Raw genomic sequence first — 22,271 nt, 5'->3', positions numbered from 1 at the left:
GCCGGCGTCATGGCACCGGCCTGATGAAAAGCCACCATCGGCTTTCCTTATGTTTTTCACGCCATAGAGTGCGATAACTGACCGGGGCAGGCAATGGCTGGATGTGCGCTGTAAAAACAGGTGCTTATCCGGATTGACAGTTAAACATGGCGTTCTGAATATTAGCAGACTGATTGTTTTACTTTGAAAATAGCCGAATCATTCCAGATAATTCAGTAAAGCGTTAATTAATGCCTGGCGAATCCTTTTTATCTCTTTATCAGAAACAGCTAAAAAAGGTGATCTTTGCCGGCGAATCGATCTATATTGCCCCCTGTGATAATCACAGCAGTCTTCCCGTCCTTATAATAATTAAGACGCTATCGTTCATTAATTTATTCATAGAGATAAATGGAAAACAATTCATACCATCCTTATGTCACTGAGCGTGTCTGTCGCTTCGACGGCACACCTATCGGCGCATGTTATTCAGCGTCCTTAATGCATTGCGTGCCGGAACGTGATGCATTACTTCACGAAGGCGAGATAATTACTCAACATTATCAGTCAGCGGATGCTGCGGGATTAATAATTATTCCACTGGCGGGAAATAGTGTGATGTCCTTTTTGCATGACGTTGATAATTATTCCAGCCTGCAACATGAGAATGTAAGACTGGCGATCAACTATGCCACTTTACGTCAGGCAGGATCCGCCTTACGCGCTGTGGCGTCTCGTTTTTCCTTCTGGCTTTACGATCTCGCGCCGCCGGGAACCGAGTGGAAAAATATTACCGATTTTCCCTTCAGCGGTATTGTTCTGAGCGATGACTTCTTCCGCGAAAATTATCTCAAGTTCAGCTTTCCTTTTCTGCTCGCTTCGCTGCGGGAAACACAAGCAGAGGTAATATTACGTACGCCTCAGCTTCAATTACCGGCCGAAGATTACCTGCATTTACAGCTAAGCGGCTGGCAAGCGCAGCGGAGCTGTCATCCGCTCTTCCCGGGGTAAACGTTTACACAAAATTCTGCGCGTCGGCGTTATCACCCGATTACGCCGGACAGGATGGCGCAATATCCTCATAAAATGTCGTGTCACTGCCTGATAAAAAGAGCAAAGCGCTAAAAAAATCAAACCTGTTAACGTTTTTAAGATAAAATTTAACGCAAAGGGATCATCCTGCTTAACGGAAAAGCACTGACAGAACACCTTAAGTCACTTCGTACTCTATGTCGGGATACAGCCTAATCGGTTGTTTCCTTTGATTTTATGGCAAAGAAAGAGGTCAATATTATGGGGAAAGCTTCCTCATCTTTTGGCGTAATTCGCTTCCTGACGGTGCTGTTTGCACTGCTGACGGGCGCATTTATGCTGATTGGCGGCGTTTGGTTAGCCGCCATTGGAGGTTCCTGGTACTACGTTATTGGCGGTGTGATTATGCTGATCACCGCTGTCCTGCTGTGGCGCCGTAGCGGTTCCGCACTGCTGCTGTATGCCCTGTTGCTGCTGGCAACGCTGGTGTGGGGTGTATGGGAAGTCGGCTTCGACTTCTGGGCGCTGGCCCCACGTACCGACGTGCTGGTGATCTTCGGTATCTGGCTGATTCTGCCGTTTGTGTATCGCGGCCTGAATCATGCGGGTAAAGGTGCGCTGGGTGCGATGGCCGTTGCGCTGGTAGCCAGCGTACTGGTGCTGGCGTGGGCAGTATTCCACGATCCGCAGGAGCTGAATGGCAACCTGCCGGAAGCCGCTAACGTCCCGCAGGCCCAGCCGCTGAGTAACATCAACGATGCTGACTGGCCAGCCTATGCGCGTGACCAGCAGGGCACCCGCTTCTCGCCGCTGAAGCAGATCAACACCAGCAACGTGAAAGAGTTGCAGGTTGCCTGGCAGTTCCAGACCGGCGATCTCAAAACCGCCAACGATCCGGGTGAAATCACTGACGAAGTGACGCCGATTAAAATCCGCGACACGCTGTACCTTTGCTCGCCACACCAGATTTTGTTTGCGCTGGATGCGACGACCGGTAAGCAGAAGTGGAAATTCGATCCAGGCCTGAAGCCGAATCCTACCTTCCAGCACGTGACCTGCCGCGGTGTTTCATACCATGAAGTGCCTGCCGCTGCCGATGCCGCCAACAGCCAGCCTGCGCTGTGCTCACGCCGCATCTACCTGCCAGTGAACGACGGTCGTCTGTTCGCGCTGGATGCCGATACCGGTGCCCGTTGCCCATCCTTTGGCAACAACGGTGAGCTGGATCTGCAGCACAAGCAGCCGGTACAGACGCCAGGCCAGTATGAGCCTACGTCACCGCCGGTTATCACTGACACCACCATCGTCATTGCTGGTGCGGTCACCGATAACTACTCTACCCGTGAGCCGTCTGGTGCCATCCGTGGCTTCGACGTCAACACTGGTAAACTGCTGTGGGTGTTCGACCCGGGCGCGAAAGATCCTAACGCGATTCCGGCTGATGAACACACCTTCACCATGAACTCGCCGAACTCGTGGGCGCCGGCGGTATACGATCCAAAACTGGATACCGTTTACCTGCCAATGGGCGTTTCCACCCCGGATATCTGGGGCGGTAACCGCACACCAGAGCAGGAGCGCTACGCGAGCAGCGTTCTGGCGCTGAACGCCACCACCGGTAAGCTGGTGTGGTCGTATCAGACCGTGCACCACGATCTGTGGGATATGGACCTGCCGTCACAGCCGACGCTGGCCGATATCACGGACAAAGATGGCAACACCGTACCGGTGATTTATGCCCCGGCGAAAACCGGTAACATCTTTGTGCTGGATCGCCGTACCGGTAAGCCGGTCGTGCCTGCACCGGAGACGCCGGTACCGCAGGGCGCGGCGAAAGGTGACCACGTGGCACCGACCCAGCCGTACTCCGAACTGACCTTCCGTCCGAAACAGAATCTGACGGACAAGGACATGTGGGGCGCGACGATGTATGACCAGCTGGTGTGCCGCGTGATCTTCAAGCGTCTGCGCTACGAAGGTCCGTTCACGCCGCCGTCTGAGCAGGGTACGCTGGTGTTCCCGGGCAACCTTGGTATGTTCGAGTGGGGCGGCATCGCGGTTGATCCACATCGTCAGATCGCCATCGCTAACCCAATGGCGCTGCCGTTTGTTTCTAAGCTGATTCCGCGCGGTCCGGGCAACCCGATTGAACCACCGCAGGGCGCAGAAGGCGGTTCCGGTACTGAAACCGGCATTCAGCCGCAGTACGGTGTGCCGTTTGGCGTCGAGCTGAACCCGTTCCTGTCGCCGTTTGGTCTGCCGTGTAAACAGCCGGCCTGGGGTTACGTTTCAGCGATCGACCTGAAGACCAACGAAACCGTGTGGAAGAAACGTATCGGTACCGTTCGCGATAGCGCACCGGTTCCGCTGCCGTTCAAAATGGGTATGCCAATGCTGGGTGGCCCAATCACCACCGCCGGTAACGTGTTCTTCATCGGCGCGACCGCAGATAACTACCTGCGCGCGTTCGATACCAACACCGGTGAGATGCTGTGGCAGGCTCGTCTGCCAGCGGGTGGCCAGGCTACGCCGATGACCTATGAAGTGAATGGCAAGCAGTACGTTGTCATCGCGGCCGGTGGTCACGGTTCGTTTGGTACCAAGCTGGGCGATTACGTGATTGCCTATGCGCTGCCAGATACGAAGTAATTTTTCGCACTGAAGTAAAAAAGCGGGCAATGCCCGCTTTTTTTTATATGCCGATCGGCATTACGCTCGATCCTGCGGTTGAGGTTTACGCAGCACCCGCGCATTCAGCAGCGCGCACAGCGCCATAATCACACAGGTGGCGAGAAACACCGGGCGCATGCCAAATGCGCCGCCGATAAAGCCACCGAACAGCGGGCCGCTCACCTGGCCGACATACTGGGCTGAGGTCGCATAGCCCAGCATTTTCCCGACCTGCCGCTGCGGCACATTATGACGAATCAACGCCGTCACGCAGGGCATCAGGCCGCCCAGCGCCATCCCCATCAGGAAACGCAGCAGCACCAGCTGCCACGCCGCGCTAATAAATGCCTGCGGAATCAGCAGCAGCGCGCAGACCAGCAGGCCATAAATCAGCACGCGCGCATGTCCGATGCGATCGGCCAGCCGGCCAAGGCGCGGCGCGGAGAGAATGCTGCCCAGCGCGGCGGCCGCCATAACCAGCCCGGCCGTCACCGTCACCGCGTGATCGCCGTGAACAAACTGCGCGATATACAGCGTGATAATCGGCTCAATCGACATATTGGCAAAAATCAGCAGCATGCCCGACAGCCACATCAGTCGCACCACTGGCCGGTTGATCGACGCCTCCGGCTCATCACCCTCCCCGGCTGCGGCTTTCTTCGCCGCACGTGGCGCTTCTTTCAGCAGAAAAGTGGTGGCGAGAAACGCGAGAAAAATCACCGCACCGGTGAGCCAGAAAGTGTGGCGGATACCGATCAGCGGTGGCAGCACGCCGCCCAGCAGCGGGCCGACCACATTCCCGGCCATGATGCCGGAGGACAGTACGCCCAGCGCCCAGCCGGTCTGCGCTTTCGGCGTTTGCGCAGCCACCACAATGGTGGAGCCCGACGCATAGCCGCCGAGCAGGCCGGCCAGCAGGCGCAGCGCCACCAGCTGCCACGGCGCGGTGGCCATACCAATCAGCGACATGGCGACGGCCATTCCGAGGCTGGCGCGGATCAGCATCAGCTTGCGGCCATAGCGATCCGCCAGTTTGCCCCACAGCGGTGCCGTCAGCGCCGCGCTGAGAAAAGTGGCACCGTAGGCGGCGCCTGACCAGCGCGCAATCGCAGCCGGTTCCTGCACGCCCAGCTGCTGCACGTAGAGGGGCAGAAAGGGCAGCAGCAGGGTCATGGCGACGATAGTGCTGAACGAACCCAGCACGCAAACCCACAAATTGCGCCGCCAGTGTTGCTGCTCAGGTGCTAACGCGATAGAAGGGTGCGACATAGTGATATCCCTGTTTTTGGCTTTTTTAGCAGGCTATCAGCGGTAGCACACAGAAAACAGGGAGAAGCGGATATTTGCCAGCCAGCGCGCTATTGTTGCCAGAAAACAACAATCACGGCGCACCCAGCGTAGTGATCAGCGCGTCGCAGAGCAAGGTGACCGGTGACGAGGGCTGCGGCTGCTCTTTCAGCAGCAGGTAACTGTGCAGGCGATCCATCTGCCATTCCGGCAGCACCTGCTGAATCTCGCCGCGCGCCAGCGCCTCCTGCGTCATATAGGCGGGCAGATACGCCACGCCGGTTCCGGCCAGGGCCGCATTGAGCAGCGCCATGCTGTTATTCGCGCGAAAGCGGCTGTGCACATCCAGCGCCAGGCGCTGCTTATCACGGCGAAACGGCAACGCCGCCGTGTGTGCCGGGCCGTGAAACAGCAGCAGATCGTGGCGCATCAGACGTTCAGGATGATCGATGGCCGGATGCGCGGCCAGATACGCTGGCGACGCATACAGTCCCCAGTCAATGCTGCTCAGCTCGCGGTAGTTCGCCACCTCCGGCGCACGTGCGCGGATCACAATCGCCACGTCCGCACTGGGCTGCGGATCGTCGCTGGTGGTCAGTTCGAGATCGACGTTGATGTGAATGTGACGGCGGATAAAGGTATTCAGCGTCGGCACCACGCACTGGCAGCCGAAGGTGATCGGCGCCTGCAGCCGCACGTTGCCGGCAGGCTGCTGATGCACCTGCTGCACAAACGCGTCGGCGCGATGCATCTCTTCCAGCATGCGGGTGCAGAACGGATAGTAAGCCTGACCCAGCTCGGTCAGCGCCACTTTGCGCGTGGTTCGCTGCAGCAGTTTGATACCCAGCCGCACCTCCAGCCGGGCAATTTCGCGGCTGACGTGCGATTTTGATACCCCCAGCGTACGGGCCGCTTCGCTGAAACTTTGCCGCTCAACGACGCGTGCAAACAGCATCATGGCGGTGAGATTATCGCTGTTGTCCATGTTCTCTGGCTGATTCGAAAGAGTGAGAACCGCAGCTTAAAAGCAAAAACGCGAATGCGCACCCGATTTCCCGTTACGCAGCGGCCACGGGAAATCGGGCGAGGGATGTCACACCGCCACCGCTAACGGAAACAGCAGGCGATCCGGCTCGACGCGACGCTGACGCCGCAGCTGGCCTGGCGTGACGCGAAAATAATTTTTAAAGGTGCGGGTGTAAGCCTGTTGGGTATCAAAGCCGTAGCTCATCGCCACCTGCAGAATCGCCTCATCACTGTTGATCAGCGTGAGCGCTGACTCAGTCAGCCGGCGCTGGCGAATGTATTCTGCCAGTGAAAAACCGGTGTGCTGACGGAACAGACGTTGCAGATGCCAGCGGGAATATCCCGAGCGGCGTGCTACTTCATCCAGATGCAGATCGTGCCCTAAATTTTTTTCAATCCACTCCAGCAAACTACGGATAAATTCGCGCTGATTCATGACTTCCTCCGGCGTCGGTAAAATGTCCAGTGACGTCACTGTAGCGCGTTAAATTTATCCCTTAATTAGCAGAAAATTAGCGCAGAATTAGCAAGCAAAAAAACGGCTTTCCCGACGAAACAGCGCGCCAGGTTAATTCTGCGCTAATTATCGGGCGCTACACTGCGACAAGTTATTCAGGAGGGCATCATGCGTGTGCTGCTGGTAGAAGATGATGAAATGATCGGCGCCAACCTGCAGCAGGCGCTGGAGGCCGCCGGCTGGTCGGTGGACTGGGTGCGTGACGGCGTATTTGCCAGCAACGCCTGGCAGGAAGGCGGTTATACCTGCGTCCTGCTCGATCTCGGTTTACCGCGTGAAGATGGCATCAATGTGCTGCGCCGTGCGCGCACGCGCGGTGACATGACGCCGGTGCTGGTGCTGACCGCGCGTGATACCGTGCAGCAGCGCATCCAGGGCCTGGACAGCGGCGCCGATGACTACTTACTCAAACCCTTTGATCTGCAAGAGGTTCTGGCGCGTATGCGAGCCATCACCCGACGCCGCCACGGTGCGGCGGACTCCCTGCTGGGCAACGGCGACGTGCAGCTCGATATGATGACGCGTGAAGTGCTGTACAAAGGCCAGCGCGAGCAGCTAACCGCACGTGAATACGCCCTGCTCTATGCGCTGCTGGAACGCCCGGGCGCGATCCTGTCGCGTGAGCAGTTAGAAAACCGCATCTACGGCTGGGGCGAAGAGGTCACCAGCAACGCCGTGGACGTGCTGATTCACGGCATGCGGCGCAAACTCGATAACGAAGTGATTCGCAACGTGCGCGGTCTGGGCTGGCGGGTGCCGGCAATATGAGATCTTTTACGTTTATGCGGTCGCTGCGCAACAAACTGCTGGCCACGCTGGTGCTGCTGCATCTGGCGATGATCGGCGGTGTCACCTGGTATTTCTACCACTGCTATGGCGACATGATGGGCACCATGAAGGACGACCAGCTCGCCAAAATTGCCGATGCCTGGTCAAGCAGCCAGCGTATGCCAGCGCTGATGCCGATGGTGATGCAGCAGGAGAAGCTGAAAAGCACCTATATCGTTCAGCTGTGGGACACCCGTAACCATCTGCGTGCCAGTTCCTGGCCGGCGCTGCATGCGCCACTGCAGAGCAAGAAGGGCTGGTCGGATTTAAAAGTCGGCGACTGCGGCGATGACTGCCAGTGGCGCGTCTATACCCGACCCGGCGAGCTGGGCAGTGAGATCGGCAACATTCAGGTATTGCACAATGTCGGCTACATGAAGAGCCTGATGGTGAAACGCGTGCTGTCGGCCATCATTCCGCTGATCCTGATGATGCCGCTGTCGCTACTGGTGATCTGGCTGGTGGTGCGGGCTATTACGCGCGATTTGCGCGTGGCATCGCGCCAGATTGCCGCGCAGGAAACCCTGCATCCGCATAGCGTATCGCCGGACGGTCTGCCGGACGAAGTGCTGCCGCTGGTCGATGCCTATAACTCGCTACTGGATAAACTACGCGCGGCCTGGTCGTCACAGCGCCAGTTCCTTGAGGATGCCGCGCATGAACTGCGCACGCCGGTCACCGCCGTCACGTTACAGCTGGAGAACCTGCGTCAGCACATCCTGCCGGGCGAAGCCAGCCGCCAGTTTGATCAGCTGGAAGCGGGTGTGACGCGCACGCGCCATCTGGTGACGCAGTTGCTGAATATCTCACGCCAGGAGGATCAGTCCGTGGTCGCCAGCGTCGAGACCATTGAGCTTGATGACCTGCTGAAGGAGAGCATTGAGCAGCTGATGGTGGTGGCGGACAAGCGCGGCATTGATATCGGCTTCAACGGCACCGCGCACTATCGTCTGCACGCCAGCCGCTCCGATCTGCGTAGCCTGTTCGATAACCTGATCGGCAACGCCATGCTGCACACGCCGGAAGGCAGCCTGGTGGATGTGCTACTGCATCGCGTCGGTCATCATACGGTAGTGGATATTGTCGATAACGGCCCCGGCATGCCGGAGTCGTTTATCGAGCGCGCCTTCGATCGCTTTACCCGCTCGCCGGATGTCCAGGCGCAGGGCAGCGGCTTAGGATTGTCGATCGTGCGCAGCGTGGCGCAAAAGCATCAGATGCAGGTGGCACTGTCGAATTGCCTTAACCCGCAGGGTGAGATCTGTGGATTACAGGTAAGAGTGACACTACCGTAAGGTTTGAGCGGGCGCAGCCGCAGGATTAACAGGGCCGTAAACATCAAAGGTTAGAGCTCTATGCATATAGCATGGCAAGACTCATTATTGAGCCTCAGACATGCCGTTTTCCATTCCCTGCACCCAACCATGTCAGAGGTATAAAACATGCGTCTTTTTCCTGACATTGAATATATCATGACTCAATGCCTATAAAATTCATTCACAATGACATGAAAGAAAATTATAGTTTCTTTTTAAACATGAATGCTTTGAAACCCAGCTTCATGGGTGTCATAAAATAAATTATAGGAATGACGACCAGCATCGTAAAAGAATATGACAGAATCTCTGCTTTATCGCCATTGAAAATATAAAAAATCCACACGGAAGTCAAAATAGCAAGCAGGACACAAGAAACGATAAATCGCCCCCTTAACTCTCCAAGCAATGACGGATACGTTGCACCATCTTTCCCCAGATATTGCCGCATCGCGGCAATATCTTTGCCGGTGAAGCCGTTTCTGGCAAGTGTCTCTTCAAATTCGATATTGTTCATTTTGTAGCCTCTTCATTCTGAGAAAGGCTACGTATACGGGGTGTCAGTGACAGACCATATCCAATACAGCCAACAGCCAGAATCACGTGAAAAAGAAGCACTGCGGGTTCTTCCGGGCGGGTGAACACATTCAGTAGGGTCTGCACACCCACGGCAGCGCCGCCAATAATACTCCAGAGCCTCAGCCGTTTCGTCTTATGCAGCAGTTTACCCGCATCTTGCGGCTTAGTTTTATCTCGCTTCATCCTTGTCCTTTCCGTTAACTGGCCGATATGCTGTGACTTAGTGCCTCATAAAACAGGTGATGTCAATAACGGGAAAAATGATCCGCTTATCGGTCAACAGCTCTTCACCCTTTCATACCCATCAAAGTCCGCCTTCGGAGCGGGCTATATGGAAGCGTTAGCTGAAAATTTAAATCAATGCGCGCAGCCATCAGAGTTTAAATAGCTGAATCCTTTATTACAACGCGGACTGGCATCGCTGAGCGCAGAAACTATTTCAGGTCGAGCCAACAGAGTGTCGGTGAAAGCTGGCGTTTAACCCTGTCTGGCAAATCACTGTCGGTCCAACGAAGGCAATTACACCTCTCTCTTCGGGTTCAGACAAGGTTCCGCATAATCCCGACAACGTAAACGGTTGCGGGGTTCCGTTCGTTACACGGCCTTTATGTGATCAAGTTCACATATTTACTGAATCGAAATGCAACACTTTTTGACAAACGTGATCAAAATCTATTTTCTATCGCTCTGTTACAGGCACATTACGCGGGCCTGAAAATCCGGCGCGTCAGACCGGCGACAACAGCACACTGCCCATCCCCTGGGATCGATTTCACCCGATCGCAGCATTTGCGCGGCGATCACGAGCAAGTGGTTAAAAAATAATGAAATTTAAAACGTTGATAGCAGGGGCCTTACTGGCCAGTAGCTGGACCGGCGCCGCACAGGCGGCGGAAAGCGATCCGCAGTACCTTTCTGACTGGTGGCATCAGAGCGTGAACGTGGTAGGCAGTTATCACACCCGCTTCGGACCCCAGTTCAACAATGATGTGTACCTCGAATACGAAGCCTTTACTAAAAAGGACTGGTTTGATTTCTACGGCTACCTTGACCTGACCAACTTCTTTGGCGTGGGTAACAGCAATGCCAACGGTATTTTTGACCACGGTTCGCCGATGTTCATGGAAATTGAGCCACGCTTCTCCATTGATAAGCTGACCGGCACCAGCCTGGCGTTTGGACCGTTTAAAGAGTGGTACTTCGCCAACAACTACATCTACGACATGGGTCGCAACAGCGACAGCCGTCAGAACACCTGGTACATGGGTCTGGGTACTGACATCGATACCCATAGCGATATCGGCCTGTCTCTGAACGTGTACGCGAAATACCAGTGGGAAAACTACGGTGCGGCGAACGAAAACAGCTGGGATGGTTATCGCTTCAAGGTGAAATACTTTGTGCCGATCACTGATCTGTGGGGCGGCAAGCTGAGCTACATCGGTTTCACCAACTTTGACTGGGGCTCCGATCTGCGTGACAAATCTGACCGCTCACGCACCAGCAACTCAATTGCCTCCAGCCACATTCTGTCGCTGAACTACGATCACTGGCATGTCTCTACCGTGGCGCGTTACTTCCACAACGGCGGCCAGTGGGCTGATGGCCAGGAGCTAAACTTCGGCAACGGTCCGTTTGAAGTGAAATCAACCGGCTGGGGTTACTACCTGGTGGTGGGTTACAACTTCTAAACCGCTTCCGGCGTGGCCGCCTGCGATCGCGGCCACGCCAGTCGGTTACGCCTGTGGCTTCACCACGTTGATGCGCCATGGGATGCCAAACTTATCGATAAACATCCCGAAGCCGTTCGACCAGAAGGTTTTCTGCCATTCAGTGGTCACTTTGCCGCCCGCAGAGAGCTTATCAAACCAGGCTTTACCCTCCGCTTCATCTGGCGTGGCCAGGCTCACCGCATAACCGGCATGCTCGGACGCCGGTGGCTGGGCGGTATTGCCATCACTCAGCATCAGCTCGCCCTGACCAATGCGCAGATGCGCATGCATAATCTTTTCCGGCGGCAGCGGCGGCGCCGACCGATCGCCCACCTGCTCGCCCTGCTCCGGCATATCGCCAAACGTCATTTTTTGCAGAATTTCGCCGCCGGTGACCTCCAGATAGAAGGCAATGGCTTCTTCACAGCGGCCGTAGAGAAATAAATAAGGACTCACCTGCATCGTAACCTCCGTTGAGAGTGCGTTAACGCGTGTCGTACACCTAAAGTGTAGACGATGCAGTTTTTCACCCGTCACGGCTGGCAGTAGCGGCGGAACAGCTGCGCCATGTAAGCGCTCATCGGCGTCAGCGCAGTGTCTTTACGCTGAATCAGATAGAAGGTGGCTTTCGGCAGCGGATCGTCGAGATCCAGCGCGATCAGCTGCCCGCCGTGCGTAGGGTCTTCAATCACGTCGCGCGCAATGATGCTGACAAAATCACTCTTTGCCACCAGGCTGGTGCAGGCCATAAAGGTCTCGCAGGTCACCGCGATTTTGGGTGCCATGCCGCGCTCACCGAACAGGTCATGCAGCAGTCGGTAATAACTGCCCTGCGGCGTCGGCATGGTCCAGTCGCAGTGTTGCAACTCGGCCAGCGAGCGCGCATGCGCCATCGGATGCCCTTTACGCATCACCACCTGATACTCGCGCTGCATCAGACGCTCGAAAATCAGCTCCTGATCGAAGTGATGCCGGTCGTAGGTATTGATGGTGAAATCCAGCGCACCCTGCCGCAGTTCATGCACCATCGACACCAGCTGACCCTCAACGATACGCACTTTCACCAGTGGATACTCACGATGAAACTGGGTTATCACCTGCGGCATCACGGTACGCGCAATGCTGCCGCCCACTCCAATATTCACTTTGCCACCGGCCAGACCGAGCCGCTGCTGGATATCCTCCTGCGCCACGCGCAGTTCCTCCAGCACCAGACAGGCATGACGAAAAAAGGTTTCACCGACATCGGTCAGCATCACGCCCTGCTGACGACGCTCGAACAGGCGCGCGCCCAGCGCCAGCTCCAGTTCCTGAATCGCTTTGGTTAATGCCGGCTGTGACAGGCCCGACAGCCGGCTGGCGGCGCGAATACTGCCCTGGCGCGCCACGTCAACAAAGGCGCGCAGCTGATGAAGTTTGAGATTGGCCGCCATGATCAGGTGATAACCATTGTCTATCGGTCACAAGATATTCGCATCTTATGCACCCTAATACCATTGTGTAGATTCGGTTGAATGCATAAAAAACCAACACTAAGGAACAGCCGATGAACACCCTTTCCGACCTCGTCAACGCGCGGATACCGCAGATGCAGACATGGCGCCGCGACCTGCACCAGTATGCTGAATCCGGCTGGCTGGAGTTCCGCACCGCCACGCTGGTGGCGGAAGAGCTGCATCGTCTTGGTTATCAGCTGCAGCTGGGCCGTGAGGTGATTGATGCCGATGCGCGCATGGGTCTGCCGTCTGCTGAAGTGCTGGCGCAGCAGGAAGCGCGGGCGCTGCGGCAGGGCGCGCTGCCACAGTGGCTGCCCCACTTCTCCGGCGGTTTCTGCGGCGTGGTGGCAACGCTGGACACCGGACGTCCCGGTCCGGTGATGGGCTTTCGTGTTGATATGGACGCGCTCGACCAGACGGAAAGCGCCGCCGCCGATCACCTGCCGACGCGCGAAGGCTTCGCCTCGTGCAATCCCGGCATGATGCACGCCTGCGGCCACGATGGTCACACCACCATAGGTCTGGCGCTGGCGGGCGTGCTGATGGCGATGAAGCACCAGCTTAGCGGTCGCATAAAACTCATTTTTCAGCCGGCGGAAGAAGGCGTACGCGGTGCCAAAGCCATGGTGGCCGCGGGCGTGCTTGATGATGTCGATCTGTTCACCGCCATTCACCTTGGCACCGGCGTGCCGCCCGGCGAGATCGTCTGCGGCAGCGACAGCTTTCTCGCCACGACCAAACTGGACGTGCGTTTTACCGGGGTCGGCGCGCATGCCGGTGGCAAACCGGAAGAGGGACGCAACGCGTTGCTGGCGGCGGCGCAGGCCACGCTGGCGCTGCACACTCTGCCGCAGCACAGCGGCGGCGTGGCGCGCGTTAACGTTGGTGTCTTACAGGCCGGCAGCGGACGCAACGTAGTGCCGGATGTTGCCCTGATGAAGGTGGAAACGCGCGGCGCGAGTAATCAGGTTAATGACGACATCTATCAGCAGGCGCTGCGCGTGATTGCCGGTGCCGCGGCGATGTACGGCGTTGAGCACGAGGTCACGCTGATGGGCGGTGCACGCAGCTGCACGCCGAGCCCGGCGTGGGTCAGTTTTATCCATCAGCAGGCCGAAGCGCTGGGTCTGTTCAGTTCGGTGATAGACAGCAAACAGCAGGCGGCCGGTTCCGAAGATGCCACCTACATGATGGAGCGCGTGCAGCAGCGCGGCGGCCAGGCGTCTTACGTTATCTTCGGCTGCGATCTGGCGGCGGGCCATCACAATGCGCGGTTCGACTTTGATGAAGCGGTGATGGCCACCGCCGTGCAGATGCTGGCTACGCTGGCGCTTAACCAGACGCAATTCGGCGGTGCCCGATGAGCGCACACGACTTCATCGATCGCTACATCGACCAGCATCAGGCGCGTTTCAGTGCCCTCAGCGATGCCATCTGGGACGTGCCGGAAACCCGTTTCGAAGAGACGCAATCGTCTGAGCTGCTGGCCGATGCGCTGGCGCAGGAGGGGTTTGAGGTTGAGCGCGGCGTCGGCGGTCTCGACACCGCATTTATCGCCTCAATCGGCCACGGCCAGCCGGTGATCGCCATCCTCGGCGAGTTTGATGCGTTGGCCGGCCTGAGCCAGCAGGCGGGCTGCGCCACACCCAGCCCGCTGGTGGAAAACGGCAACGGTCACGGCTGCGGCCACAACCTGCTCGGTACCGCCGGCCTGGCCGCCGCTTTCGCCATCAAAGCCTGGTGGGCAGAACAGGGCGGACGCGGCACGCTGCGCTTTTACGGCTGCCCTGGCGAGGAGGGCGGCTCGGGTAAAACCTTTATGGTGCGCGAGGGGCTGTTTGATGATGTCGATGCTGCCGTGACCTGGCACCCGGAAGGCTTCAGCGGCATGTTCAACCTCAGCACCCTCGCCAATATTCAGGCGGCGTTTCACTTCAAAGGTGTGGCTGCGCATGCCGCTAACTCGCCGCATCTCGGGCGCAGCGCGCTGGACGCGGTGACGCTGATGAACACCGGCGCGAATTTTCTGCGCGAGCACATCGTGCAGGAGGCGCGCCTGCACTATGCGGTCACCCAGACCGGCGGCGTATCGCCCAACGTGGTGCAGGCCGATGCCGAAGTGCTGTACCTGATTCGCGCGCCGCAGCTCGACCAGGCGCAGGATATCTATCAGCGCGTGATTAACATCGCCAAAGGCGCGGCGCTGATGACTGACACGCAAATGACGGTGCGCTTTGATAAGGCCTGCTCCAACTATGTGCCGAACCGCGCGCTTGAGGCGGTAATGGAACGCAATTTGCAGCATTTTGGTCTGCCGGACTACAGCACGCAGGAACAGGCGTTTGCGGCACAGATCCGCGCCACGCTGAGTAAAGACGATCTGCGTAACGCGCGACTGAATGCGGCGCGCACCGGCGGCGAAGCGGGTATCGCCTGGGCTGAAGCGCTGGGCGATAAAGTGCTGATGGACGAGGTAGCGCCCTATGCGGTCACGCGCGAGTTTCTGTACGGCTCAACCGACGTCGGCGATGTCAGCTGGGTGACGCCGACAGCGCAGTGTTTTGCGCCCTGCTTTGCCTTTGGCACGCCGCTGCACACCTGGCAGCTGGTGGCGCAGGGACGCACATCGATTGCCCACAAAGGGATGTGCCTCGCCGCCAAAGTGCTGGCCGCCACCGCGCTGACGCTGCTGCAGGATGATGCCGCGCTGGCGCGCTGTCGTGAAGAGTTCGACCGCGTGCGCCGCGAGCAGCCGTACGTGTGCCCGATTCCGGCCGGCATGCAGCCATCGACATTAGCATCCTGAGTTCAGCAACGCATTACGCCAGGTGCGCATAAATGCGCACCCTACGAGGGCGTGACCGGTGGTCACCGCTCCTTATCGTGTAGGGTCGCCATTTATGGCGACCTGGTACCAACGCATCACCATTAAAAAAATATAAGCATTACGCAAACATAACTGACAAGACGACTCATGAGGATCTACCGATGGAAGTGATGACCGAAAATCGCAGTCCCGGCAAGCTGTTCAGCTGGATTGAGCGGGTCGGCAACAAAGTGCCGAACCCGTTCTTACTGTTTGTCTACCTGATCGTGGTGCTGATGATCGCCACCGCGCTTCTCAGCAGCCTCGATGTGACTGTTAAAAATCCGGCCAATGGCGAACTGGTGCGGGTCAATAACCTGCTCAGCGTGGCGGGCATTCAGTGGATCCTGCCCAACATCATCAAAAACTTCAGCGGTTTCACCCCACTGGGCTCCATTCTGGCGCTGGTGATCGGGGCCGGGCTGGCGGAAAAAGTCGGGCTACTGCAGTCGCTGATGGTGAAAATGGCGTCGCGCGTCAGCCGTCGCTACGCCAGCTATATGGTGCTGTTTATCGCGTTCTTCAGCCATATCTCTTCCGATGCGGCACTGGTGGTGATGCCGCCGCTCGGCGCGCTGATCTTCCTTGCCGTCGGGCGTCATCCGGTGGCGGGTCTGCTGGCGGCGATTGCCGGCGTCGCGTCGGGTTTTACCGCGAATCTGCTGATCGTCACCACCGACGTACTGCTCTCCGGCATCAGTACAGAGGCCGCCAAAGCGGTCAGCGACACGGTCCACGTCAGCGTGATCGATAACTGGTTCTTTATGGCCAGCTCGGTCATCGTGCTGACCGTGGCCGGCGCGCTGCTGACCGATAAATTTGTCGAGCCGCGCCTGCCCGTCTGGAACAGCGGCCACCACGATCGCCTGCCACCGCTGACGGCGCAGGAGAATCGCGGCCTGAAGGCGGCCGGTCTCGCCGCGCTGGTGTTCATCGGCGTGATGGCGCTGCTGGTGGTGCCGGAGCATGCGCCGTTGCGCAACCCGAAAACCGGCGGCATCATCCCTTCGCCGTTTATTCAGGGCATCGTGCCGATCATCATCCTGTTCTTCTTTGTGGTGGCGATTGCCTATGGCGCGGTGACGCAGCAGATTCGCCGCGCTGACGACATCCCCCGACTGCTGGTGGATCCGATGAAGAGCATGGCCGGCTTTATCGTCATGGTGTTTCCGCTGTCGCAGTTCGTGGCGTTCTTCAACTGGAGCAACATGGGCAAGTTTATGGCCATCGGCCTGACCGATATGCTGGAGAGCGCCGGCATCAGCGGTGCGCCGGCCTTTCTCGGCCTGATGTTCCTCTCGGCGTTTCTGTGCATGTTTATCGCCAGCGGCTCGGCGATCTGGTCGATCCTCGCGCCGGTGTTTGTGCCGATGTTTATGCTGCTCGGCTTTCACCCGGCGTTTGCCCAGATGATTTTCCGCATCGCCGATTCCGCCGTGCTGCCGCTGGCGCCGATGTCGCCGTTTCTGCCGCTGTTCCTCGGTTTCCTGCAGCGCTATCAAAAAGACGCGCAGCTCGGCACCTACTATGTGCTGATCTTCCCGTATCCGCTGGTGTTCTTTGTGACGTGGATCGCGCTGCTGCTGGTGTGGTATCTGCTGGGCCTGCCCATCGGTCCGGGCGTTTATCCGCATCTGCCCTGACCTGGCGCCATGGACGGCGTACCGCTTTCTGTGAACTGCAACGCACGTTGCCAAAATGTCACCGCTGCGCCTCTCGGCAACCCCGGACGAATTGATTATTCTGCTATTTCTTCGCTTGCTAACGGTTAATGATTTCTGACAAACCACCACCGGGCGGATCCTGCAAACACCGAGGTAACAATCATAATGACAACCACCTATTCGACAGGGGTGGCGACCGATCGCATCGCGACCGAACGCCAGACGCTGGCCGGGCGCATCGACGCTCTGCCCTCTTCCGCCGGGCTGTGGCGCTTTATTACGCTGCTGGCGCTCGGCGGCTTCTTCGAGCTGTACGATCTGTTTGAAACCGGCTACATCAGCGCCGGGCTGGTCGCCGCAGGCGTGTTCCACACCGGCACCGCGGGCGTGTTTGGTATCGCCGATCAGGCGGCGTTCGCCTCGGCGACCTTTCTCGGCCTGTTTGTCGGTGCCAGCCTGCTGACGCCCTATGCTGACCGCTTCGGCCGTCGCCTGACTTTTATGTGCGCGCTGGCGTGGTACGGTGCGTTCTCACTGCTGATGGCGTTCCAGCACAGCGCGGAGATGATTATTCTGTGCCGCTTCCTGGTCGGCATCGGTCTGGGCGTCGAGCTGGTGACCATCGATACCTATCTGTCGGAGTGGGTGCCGGCCCATCTGCGCAGCCGCGCGTTTGCCTTCTCTTTTTTCGTTCAGTTCCTGTCGGTGCCGACGGTGGCGCTGATGTCATGGTGGCTGGTACCGCAAACCCTGCTCGGCCTCGAAGGCTGGCGCTGGGTCGTAATCGCCGGTGCGCTGTGCTCGCTGGTGATCTGGTTTATCCGGAAAAACCTGCCGGAGTCGGCGCGCTGGCTGGCGCAGCAGGGGCGGCATCAGGACGCGCACCGGGTGCTGAGCGAGATGGAAAAACGCTGCGGCATCGCGCCGGGAGACGATTTCTCTCAGCGTGATGCGGCGGCACAGCTGCCGAAAAAAGGGCGCTTTAGCGAAATCTGGGCACCGGCTTATCGCCAGCGTACGCTGATGCTGGTGGTGATGAACTTCTTCCAGGCAATTGGCTTCTTCGGCTTCGGTAACTGGCTGCCGGCGCTGCTGTCCGGCAAGGGGGCCACCGTTACCCACAGCCTGCTGTACGCCTTTTTCATCACGCTGGCCTATCCGCTCGGCTCGCTGATCTGCAGCCGCTACGCCGACCGGCTGGAAAACAAATGGCAGATCGTTTTTTCATCGCTGATGACGGTGGTGTTCGGCACACTGTTCGCGCTGACCAGCAACCCGCTGCTGATGGTGGTGTGCGGTTTCCTGATCACCTACAGCAACGCCTGGCTGACCTTCAGCTATCACGCGTATCAGACTGAGATCTTCCCGACGCACATTCGTGCGCGCGCCGTGGGCTTCTGCTATTCATTCAGCCGGCTGTCGACCGCTTTCAGCAGTATTCTGATTGGCCTGATTCTGCAGTATGCCGGCAGTCAGGGGGTGATCGTGTTTATCGTGCTGAGCATGCTGATGGTGATGCTGTCGGTCGGGATTTACGGGCCGAAGACGCGGGGACTGGATCTGGAGAACATTTAAACCGGATGGGCGCAGGGTGGGCGGCGGCCGGTTCAGCCCGGCAATGCGCACAATTTGGGGGCGTATCCGCCCCCATCGGTTTTACACCAGCTCGGTTTTTACACCGTCCTGGATCAGCACGTCGGCGTCCACGCCGCTGTGGCTGTAAACCTGATACTTCACGCCAGCCACCGTGGTGCTGCCCTGCTGTTTCACCCAATCGCCCACGTCACCGCCGTCGCCGAGGATGTCATCCAGTTTCACCACGTCCTGCGCATCGCCTTTGATCAGCAACTGGGTTTTGCCGTCTTTCACGAACAGATCCTGACTTCCAACCTGCAGGATATCGTCAACCGTTACGCTCAGGACGTTTTTGCCGTGACCCGTCATATCGATGGTGCTGCACTGCTTGCCCTGCGCCAGCACATCGCTCAGGGAAACGGCGAATTCATCGCCCAGCGTGATGACGGCAGGAACATCAAAGGCGGTGATACCGACATGATCATCATGCATGCCCCATTCAACGTCACTGATGCGCACGCCGCCCGGATTGTTCACCGAATCCACTTCAGCCGGATTGACGCGCACCACAGCTGAACCGATCAGCTTACCGGCCGGGGCGTGGTACTCGACAATGTCGCTTCGCAGGGTGCCCGGATGCGCCTTCAGCTCATAGCTGTGCAGCAATTTACCTTGCGTGTCATAGAAATCGATGTAATTGCCTTTGCTGTGCACATAATCCGATTTCAGCACCACTTTCTCCGCCACGCCGTCGAAATCCAGCTTCATCTGGCCGCCACGGCCAACAATGATTTCGCCATGCTTCAGCGTTTTTTGCTCGCCGCCGATATTCGGTCCTTTAATCAGCGTCATTTTCAGACTGTCATCGATGGTATAACTGACCCCGGTTTTAAAATCGATATAGCGCGGATGACCGTTAGCGTCTTTCACCAGATCAGGTTGTCCACGAACCCGGCTGATTTCTTTAACCCCGATGTTATCGATAGCGAAATCGTTGCCGTTACCGTTATTAACCTCATTGGTTACCGCCACGCGAACCACTTCTGTTTTGCTGGCGGTATACAGTCCGCTGAAATGATTCCAGGCAGCATCCAGCCCCATATTAGGAATTACTTTCTGTCCATTAACATCCAGACCGATTTTTGGATTCAGGCTACCGCCAGGAATACGGTAGCCATCAAAATCGAACTGGTAGGTTTTACCCGCTTCGACCTGAATATAGCGATAAACCACTTCTCCTTTGAACCCGTTGGTGTTTGAACCGTTGGTCATGGAACCCAACTCATAAGAGGAATTGCCTCCACTCCAGCGCTTAACCCCGATGTTGTCATTTTTGTGATACAGACCGCTGGCGATCCAACCCTGCTGGGTACCGTCGTTGAAATTCCACACTAGCCCCTTGTGATCGACCTTCGGCGGATCGACATTGATCTCCAGCAGAAAGGTTGGCGCATTCACATCACGAATGGCGCTATTACTGACCTGAAATTGCGTCAGTCCTTTCCACGGCGAGCGATCGTAAGACTGATAGCTCCAGTTACCCGTAGCATCCGCTGTGACCGAGTCCATTAATACCCAGTGGCCCTCAATATGGCAGCCGAAAATGTACACCACCTTATTGGGTGCAGACGTGCCTTTCAGGGTTGGCGTCATATCATCGGTGATATCACCGCTTTTCAGCTGGCCCTGCTTTGGTCCGTTATCATCCCACGCAGAAATAATCTCCGTCTTGCCGGAGATAATCGTCAGGTCGAAAACGTCGGCGGCGGCGTCACGCACCGGGCTGTCTGAGACCTGGAACTCATATTTGCCAAAGCCGCCGCGTAACGCGCGCACTTCGCTTTGCCAGTGACCATGAGCATCCGCAACGGCGCTGCCGAGCGTCACCCATACCCCGTTCACGTGGCGGGCATAGATATAAACCACGCTGTTTGCTGCAGCATGACCTTTCAGCGTTGGCGTCAGGTCATCAGTGACATCGCCCTGATGCAGCACGCCGGTCTGCGCGCCAAAATTATCCCAGGCAGAAACGATACCGGGTTTTTCCGGCACCATGTTGAGACTGAACACCTCGGCGCTGGTGTCGCGATCGAGGGTTTTGGCAGCCTGAAACTCATAAGTGCCGTATCCCCCGCGCAGCGCACGCACTTCCGTTATCCAGTTGCCCCAGGCATCGGCCTTAACGCTGCCTAACACTACCCAGTGGCCATCAATATGCCGCGCATGGATATACACCATGCTGTTGGCTTCGGCTTTGCCCTGCAGCGTCGGCGCCATGTCATCGGTGGTGGCGCCGTTGATTAATTTGCCCTGCTCGGGCCCGACATTATCGTGTGCCGCGTTGATGGTGGGCTTCAGGCGGGTGCCGTTGTCTGACACATACAGGTCGAACAGCGGCGCAGCGGGATCGCGCGTCGGGCTGTTACTGGCCTGGAAGTGATACGGGCCGGCACCACCATCCAGTCGGGCGATTTCCACCTGCCAGTGGCCAAAGGCATCCGCTTGGGTGCTGCCTTTCAGCCACCAGCTGCCGTTTTCGCGTGTGGCATATACATAGACGATACTGTTGGCTTCCGCCGTGCCTTTGAGCGTGGGGGTGAAGTCATCAGTCAGCGCGCCGTTTTCCAGTTTGCCCTGTGCCGGGCCAAAATTATCCAGCGCATACTCAATCTTCACCGGCGCGGTGGGCACCACCGTATAGGTAAACGGCTCGCTCGCATGGCTCAATTCACCACGGTTATTTTGCGCGCGGGTAGTAATGGTGTTTTCACCGTAGCCCAGCAAATCAACGTTGCTCTCCCAGCGCCACTGCCCGTCAATCACCGGTGCCACGCCGACGCGTACCCCGTTGACGAAGATGATGACGTTTTCTGCGTCCAGCGGCGCGTTGCCGCTCAGGCGCGGGCTGCGATCGTCGCTTTCGCTACCGGCTTTGATCACACCGGTGTTCACCCCTTCATTATCATAGACTTCCAGCAGCTGCGGCTTATCGATGCGCGGCGAATTGACGTAAAGCGTATAGACCGGGGAATCAAAACTGACCTGGCCGAATTTATCGGTGGCGGTGACGTACAGGCGCTGTTCACCGTCACTCAGTTCCGGCGTAATGGTCCACTGGCCGTTTTTCGCCGCCTGCACGCTGCCAATCAGCACGCCGTTGCTGTACAGGCGGACAATGCTGTCCGGCTCGGCATAACCGGAAATGGCTGGCGTTTTATCATCGGTGAAGCCTTTGTTGCCAACCGGGCCCTGCACCGGTCCGAAATCATCCAGTACGCGCATAATTGCCGGCATATCGGGCGGGCTGAGATCGACTTCCAGCCGCGTCTGGAACGGAATCCCGGCGTTGCCGGCCCGGTCGAAAAAGCGGATGGTGAGATTGTGGCTCCCCTCTTCCAGCCGCAGCGGCAGCTGATACTCCCAGCTGCCGTCCGTGTTTACCTGCGTAGTAAACAGCTGGCCGTTAATGGCAAATTCGATATAGCTGACGCTCTTATCTTCAACCACCCCTTTCCAGTATTGATAAGGTGAATTGACGTAGTTCTCCTGCCCCGGTTTGGTCGGGTCGTAATAGCCTACAGACATATGGTCATCCTTTTCGCCAGAGTTAATATCGTTAAAGTAACGCTTAATAAGCGGCAGGGATTTTTAAACGTGGGGGAGAAATCTCTTACAAGAAACGTCTGAAAGGAAAATCTAAGATAATGAATTTTAGTGGGATTTT

At 57.5% G+C, this 22,271-nt stretch carries 17 protein-coding genes; 9 read left to right on the top strand and 8 right to left on the bottom strand.

Translation table 11 applies throughout. From position 1 onward, the window contains the following. The first annotated feature begins 390 nt into the window (after positions 1 to 390). Together OXR61_RS06395 and OXR61_RS06390 are read left to right on the top strand one after the other, a co-directional pair. Positions 391 to 990 (top strand): hypothetical protein, encoded by a 600-nt coding sequence (locus OXR61_RS06395; RefSeq protein WP_031279749.1) that lies wholly within the window; start codon positions 391 to 393, stop codon positions 988 to 990. A 282-nt stretch (positions 991 to 1,272) separates the two neighbouring features. Further along, the gene (locus tag OXR61_RS06390; protein ID WP_031279750.1) at positions 1,273 to 3,660 is read left to right on the top strand and encodes a glucose/quinate/shikimate family membrane-bound PQQ-dependent dehydrogenase; all 2,388 of its coding nucleotides are present in this window, start codon (positions 1,273 to 1,275) and stop codon (positions 3,658 to 3,660) included. Positions 3,661 to 3,720: 60 nt separating this feature from the next. On the opposite strand, the gene OXR61_RS06385 is transcribed toward OXR61_RS06390, so the two are convergent. From OXR61_RS06385 to OXR61_RS06375, 3 genes are all read right to left on the bottom strand, one after another. Next, a complete protein-coding gene (locus tag OXR61_RS06385) occupies positions 3,721 to 4,950 on the bottom strand; it encodes an MFS transporter (RefSeq protein ID WP_031279751.1) in 1,230 nt (409 codons plus the stop codon). A 112-nt stretch (positions 4,951 to 5,062) separates the two neighbouring features. Beyond that, positions 5,063 to 5,953, bottom strand: a complete 891-nt coding sequence (locus tag OXR61_RS06380; protein WP_021507793.1) for a LysR family transcriptional regulator — start codon at positions 5,951 to 5,953, stop codon at positions 5,063 to 5,065. 108 nt (positions 5,954 to 6,061) lie between these two features. Continuing rightward, entirely contained in the window at positions 6,062 to 6,430 is a 369-nt protein-coding gene (locus OXR61_RS06375) for a helix-turn-helix domain-containing protein (RefSeq protein WP_021507794.1), read from the bottom strand. 189 nt (positions 6,431 to 6,619) lie between these two features. On the opposite strand from OXR61_RS06375, the gene OXR61_RS06370 reads away from it, so the two are divergent. Continuing rightward, positions 6,620 to 7,279 carry a response regulator gene (locus OXR61_RS06370; protein ID WP_021507795.1) on the top strand — a complete coding sequence of 220 codons (660 nt, stop codon included), beginning with the start codon at positions 6,620 to 6,622 and terminating at the stop codon, positions 7,277 to 7,279. Beyond that, positions 7,276 to 8,634, top strand: coding sequence for an ATP-binding protein (locus OXR61_RS06365; protein WP_031279752.1), 1,359 nt, complete (start codon positions 7,276 to 7,278; stop codon positions 8,632 to 8,634). The genes OXR61_RS06370 and OXR61_RS06365 overlap by 4 nt, the downstream gene beginning before the upstream one ends. 223 nt (positions 8,635 to 8,857) lie before the next feature. Here OXR61_RS06365 and OXR61_RS06360 read toward each other — a convergent pair whose 3' ends face one another. Further along, the gene (locus OXR61_RS06360; protein WP_021507797.1) at positions 8,858 to 9,172 is read right to left on the bottom strand and encodes a hypothetical protein; all 315 of its coding nucleotides are present in this window, start codon (positions 9,170 to 9,172) and stop codon (positions 8,858 to 8,860) included. Then, complete coding sequence (locus OXR61_RS06355; protein WP_021313567.1) at positions 9,169 to 9,417, bottom strand: hypothetical protein; 249 nt, start codon at positions 9,415 to 9,417, stop codon at positions 9,169 to 9,171. Before OXR61_RS06355 ends, OXR61_RS06360 begins: the two co-directional genes overlap by 4 nt. Positions 9,418 to 10,058: 641 nt before the next feature. Between OXR61_RS06355 and OXR61_RS06350 the strand changes: the two genes are divergently transcribed. Then, positions 10,059 to 10,925: a nucleoside-specific channel-forming protein Tsx gene (locus tag OXR61_RS06350; RefSeq protein WP_021507798.1), complete on the top strand. Its 867-nt coding sequence runs from the start codon at positions 10,059 to 10,061 to the stop codon at positions 10,923 to 10,925. A gap of 45 nt (positions 10,926 to 10,970) precedes the next feature. Here the strand turns inward: OXR61_RS06350 and yjdN are convergent, their stop codons facing one another. Both yjdN and OXR61_RS06340 read right to left on the bottom strand, forming a co-directional pair. Then, on the bottom strand, positions 10,971 to 11,408 hold the full coding sequence (yjdN, locus tag OXR61_RS06345) for a VOC family metalloprotein YjdN (protein ID WP_021507799.1): 438 nt from the start codon (positions 11,406 to 11,408) through the stop codon (positions 10,971 to 10,973). A 71-nt stretch (positions 11,409 to 11,479) separates the two neighbouring features. Continuing rightward, positions 11,480 to 12,379: a LysR family transcriptional regulator gene (locus OXR61_RS06340; RefSeq protein WP_021507800.1), complete on the bottom strand. Its 900-nt coding sequence runs from the start codon at positions 12,377 to 12,379 to the stop codon at positions 11,480 to 11,482. 113 nt (positions 12,380 to 12,492) lie between these two features. On the opposite strand from OXR61_RS06340, the gene OXR61_RS06335 reads away from it, so the two are divergent. The 4 genes from OXR61_RS06335 to OXR61_RS06320 all read left to right on the top strand — a co-directional run bounded on the left by OXR61_RS06335 (position 12,493) and on the right by OXR61_RS06320 (position 18,547). Then, entirely contained in the window at positions 12,493 to 13,806 is a 1,314-nt protein-coding gene (locus OXR61_RS06335) for an amidohydrolase (protein WP_021507801.1), read from the top strand. Continuing rightward, complete coding sequence (locus tag OXR61_RS06330) at positions 13,803 to 15,248, top strand: M20 family metallopeptidase (RefSeq protein ID WP_021507802.1); 1,446 nt, start codon at positions 13,803 to 13,805, stop codon at positions 15,246 to 15,248. Before OXR61_RS06335 ends, OXR61_RS06330 begins: the two co-directional genes overlap by 4 nt. Before the next feature lie 182 nt (positions 15,249 to 15,430). After that, positions 15,431 to 16,951, top strand: coding sequence for a p-aminobenzoyl-glutamate transporter (abgT, locus tag OXR61_RS06325; RefSeq protein WP_021507803.1), 1,521 nt, complete (start codon positions 15,431 to 15,433; stop codon positions 16,949 to 16,951). Positions 16,952 to 17,137: 186 nt separating this feature from the next. Next, on the top strand, positions 17,138 to 18,547 hold the full coding sequence (locus OXR61_RS06320; RefSeq protein WP_021507804.1) for an MFS transporter: 1,410 nt from the start codon (positions 17,138 to 17,140) through the stop codon (positions 18,545 to 18,547). Positions 18,548 to 18,628: 81 nt separating this feature from the next. Here OXR61_RS06320 and OXR61_RS06315 read toward each other — a convergent pair whose 3' ends face one another. After that, the gene (locus OXR61_RS06315) at positions 18,629 to 22,132 is read right to left on the bottom strand and encodes an Ig-like domain-containing protein (RefSeq protein ID WP_021507805.1); all 3,504 of its coding nucleotides are present in this window, start codon (positions 22,130 to 22,132) and stop codon (positions 18,629 to 18,631) included. Positions 22,133 to 22,271 lie beyond the last annotated feature (139 nt).

The sequence above is a fragment of the Pantoea sp. GM_Pan_4 genome, assembly GCF_026541005.1.
GTDB lineage: Bacteria > Pseudomonadota > Gammaproteobacteria > Enterobacterales > Enterobacteriaceae > Pantoea > Pantoea dispersa.
This window is presented reverse-complemented; position numbering and strand designations above follow the sequence as displayed.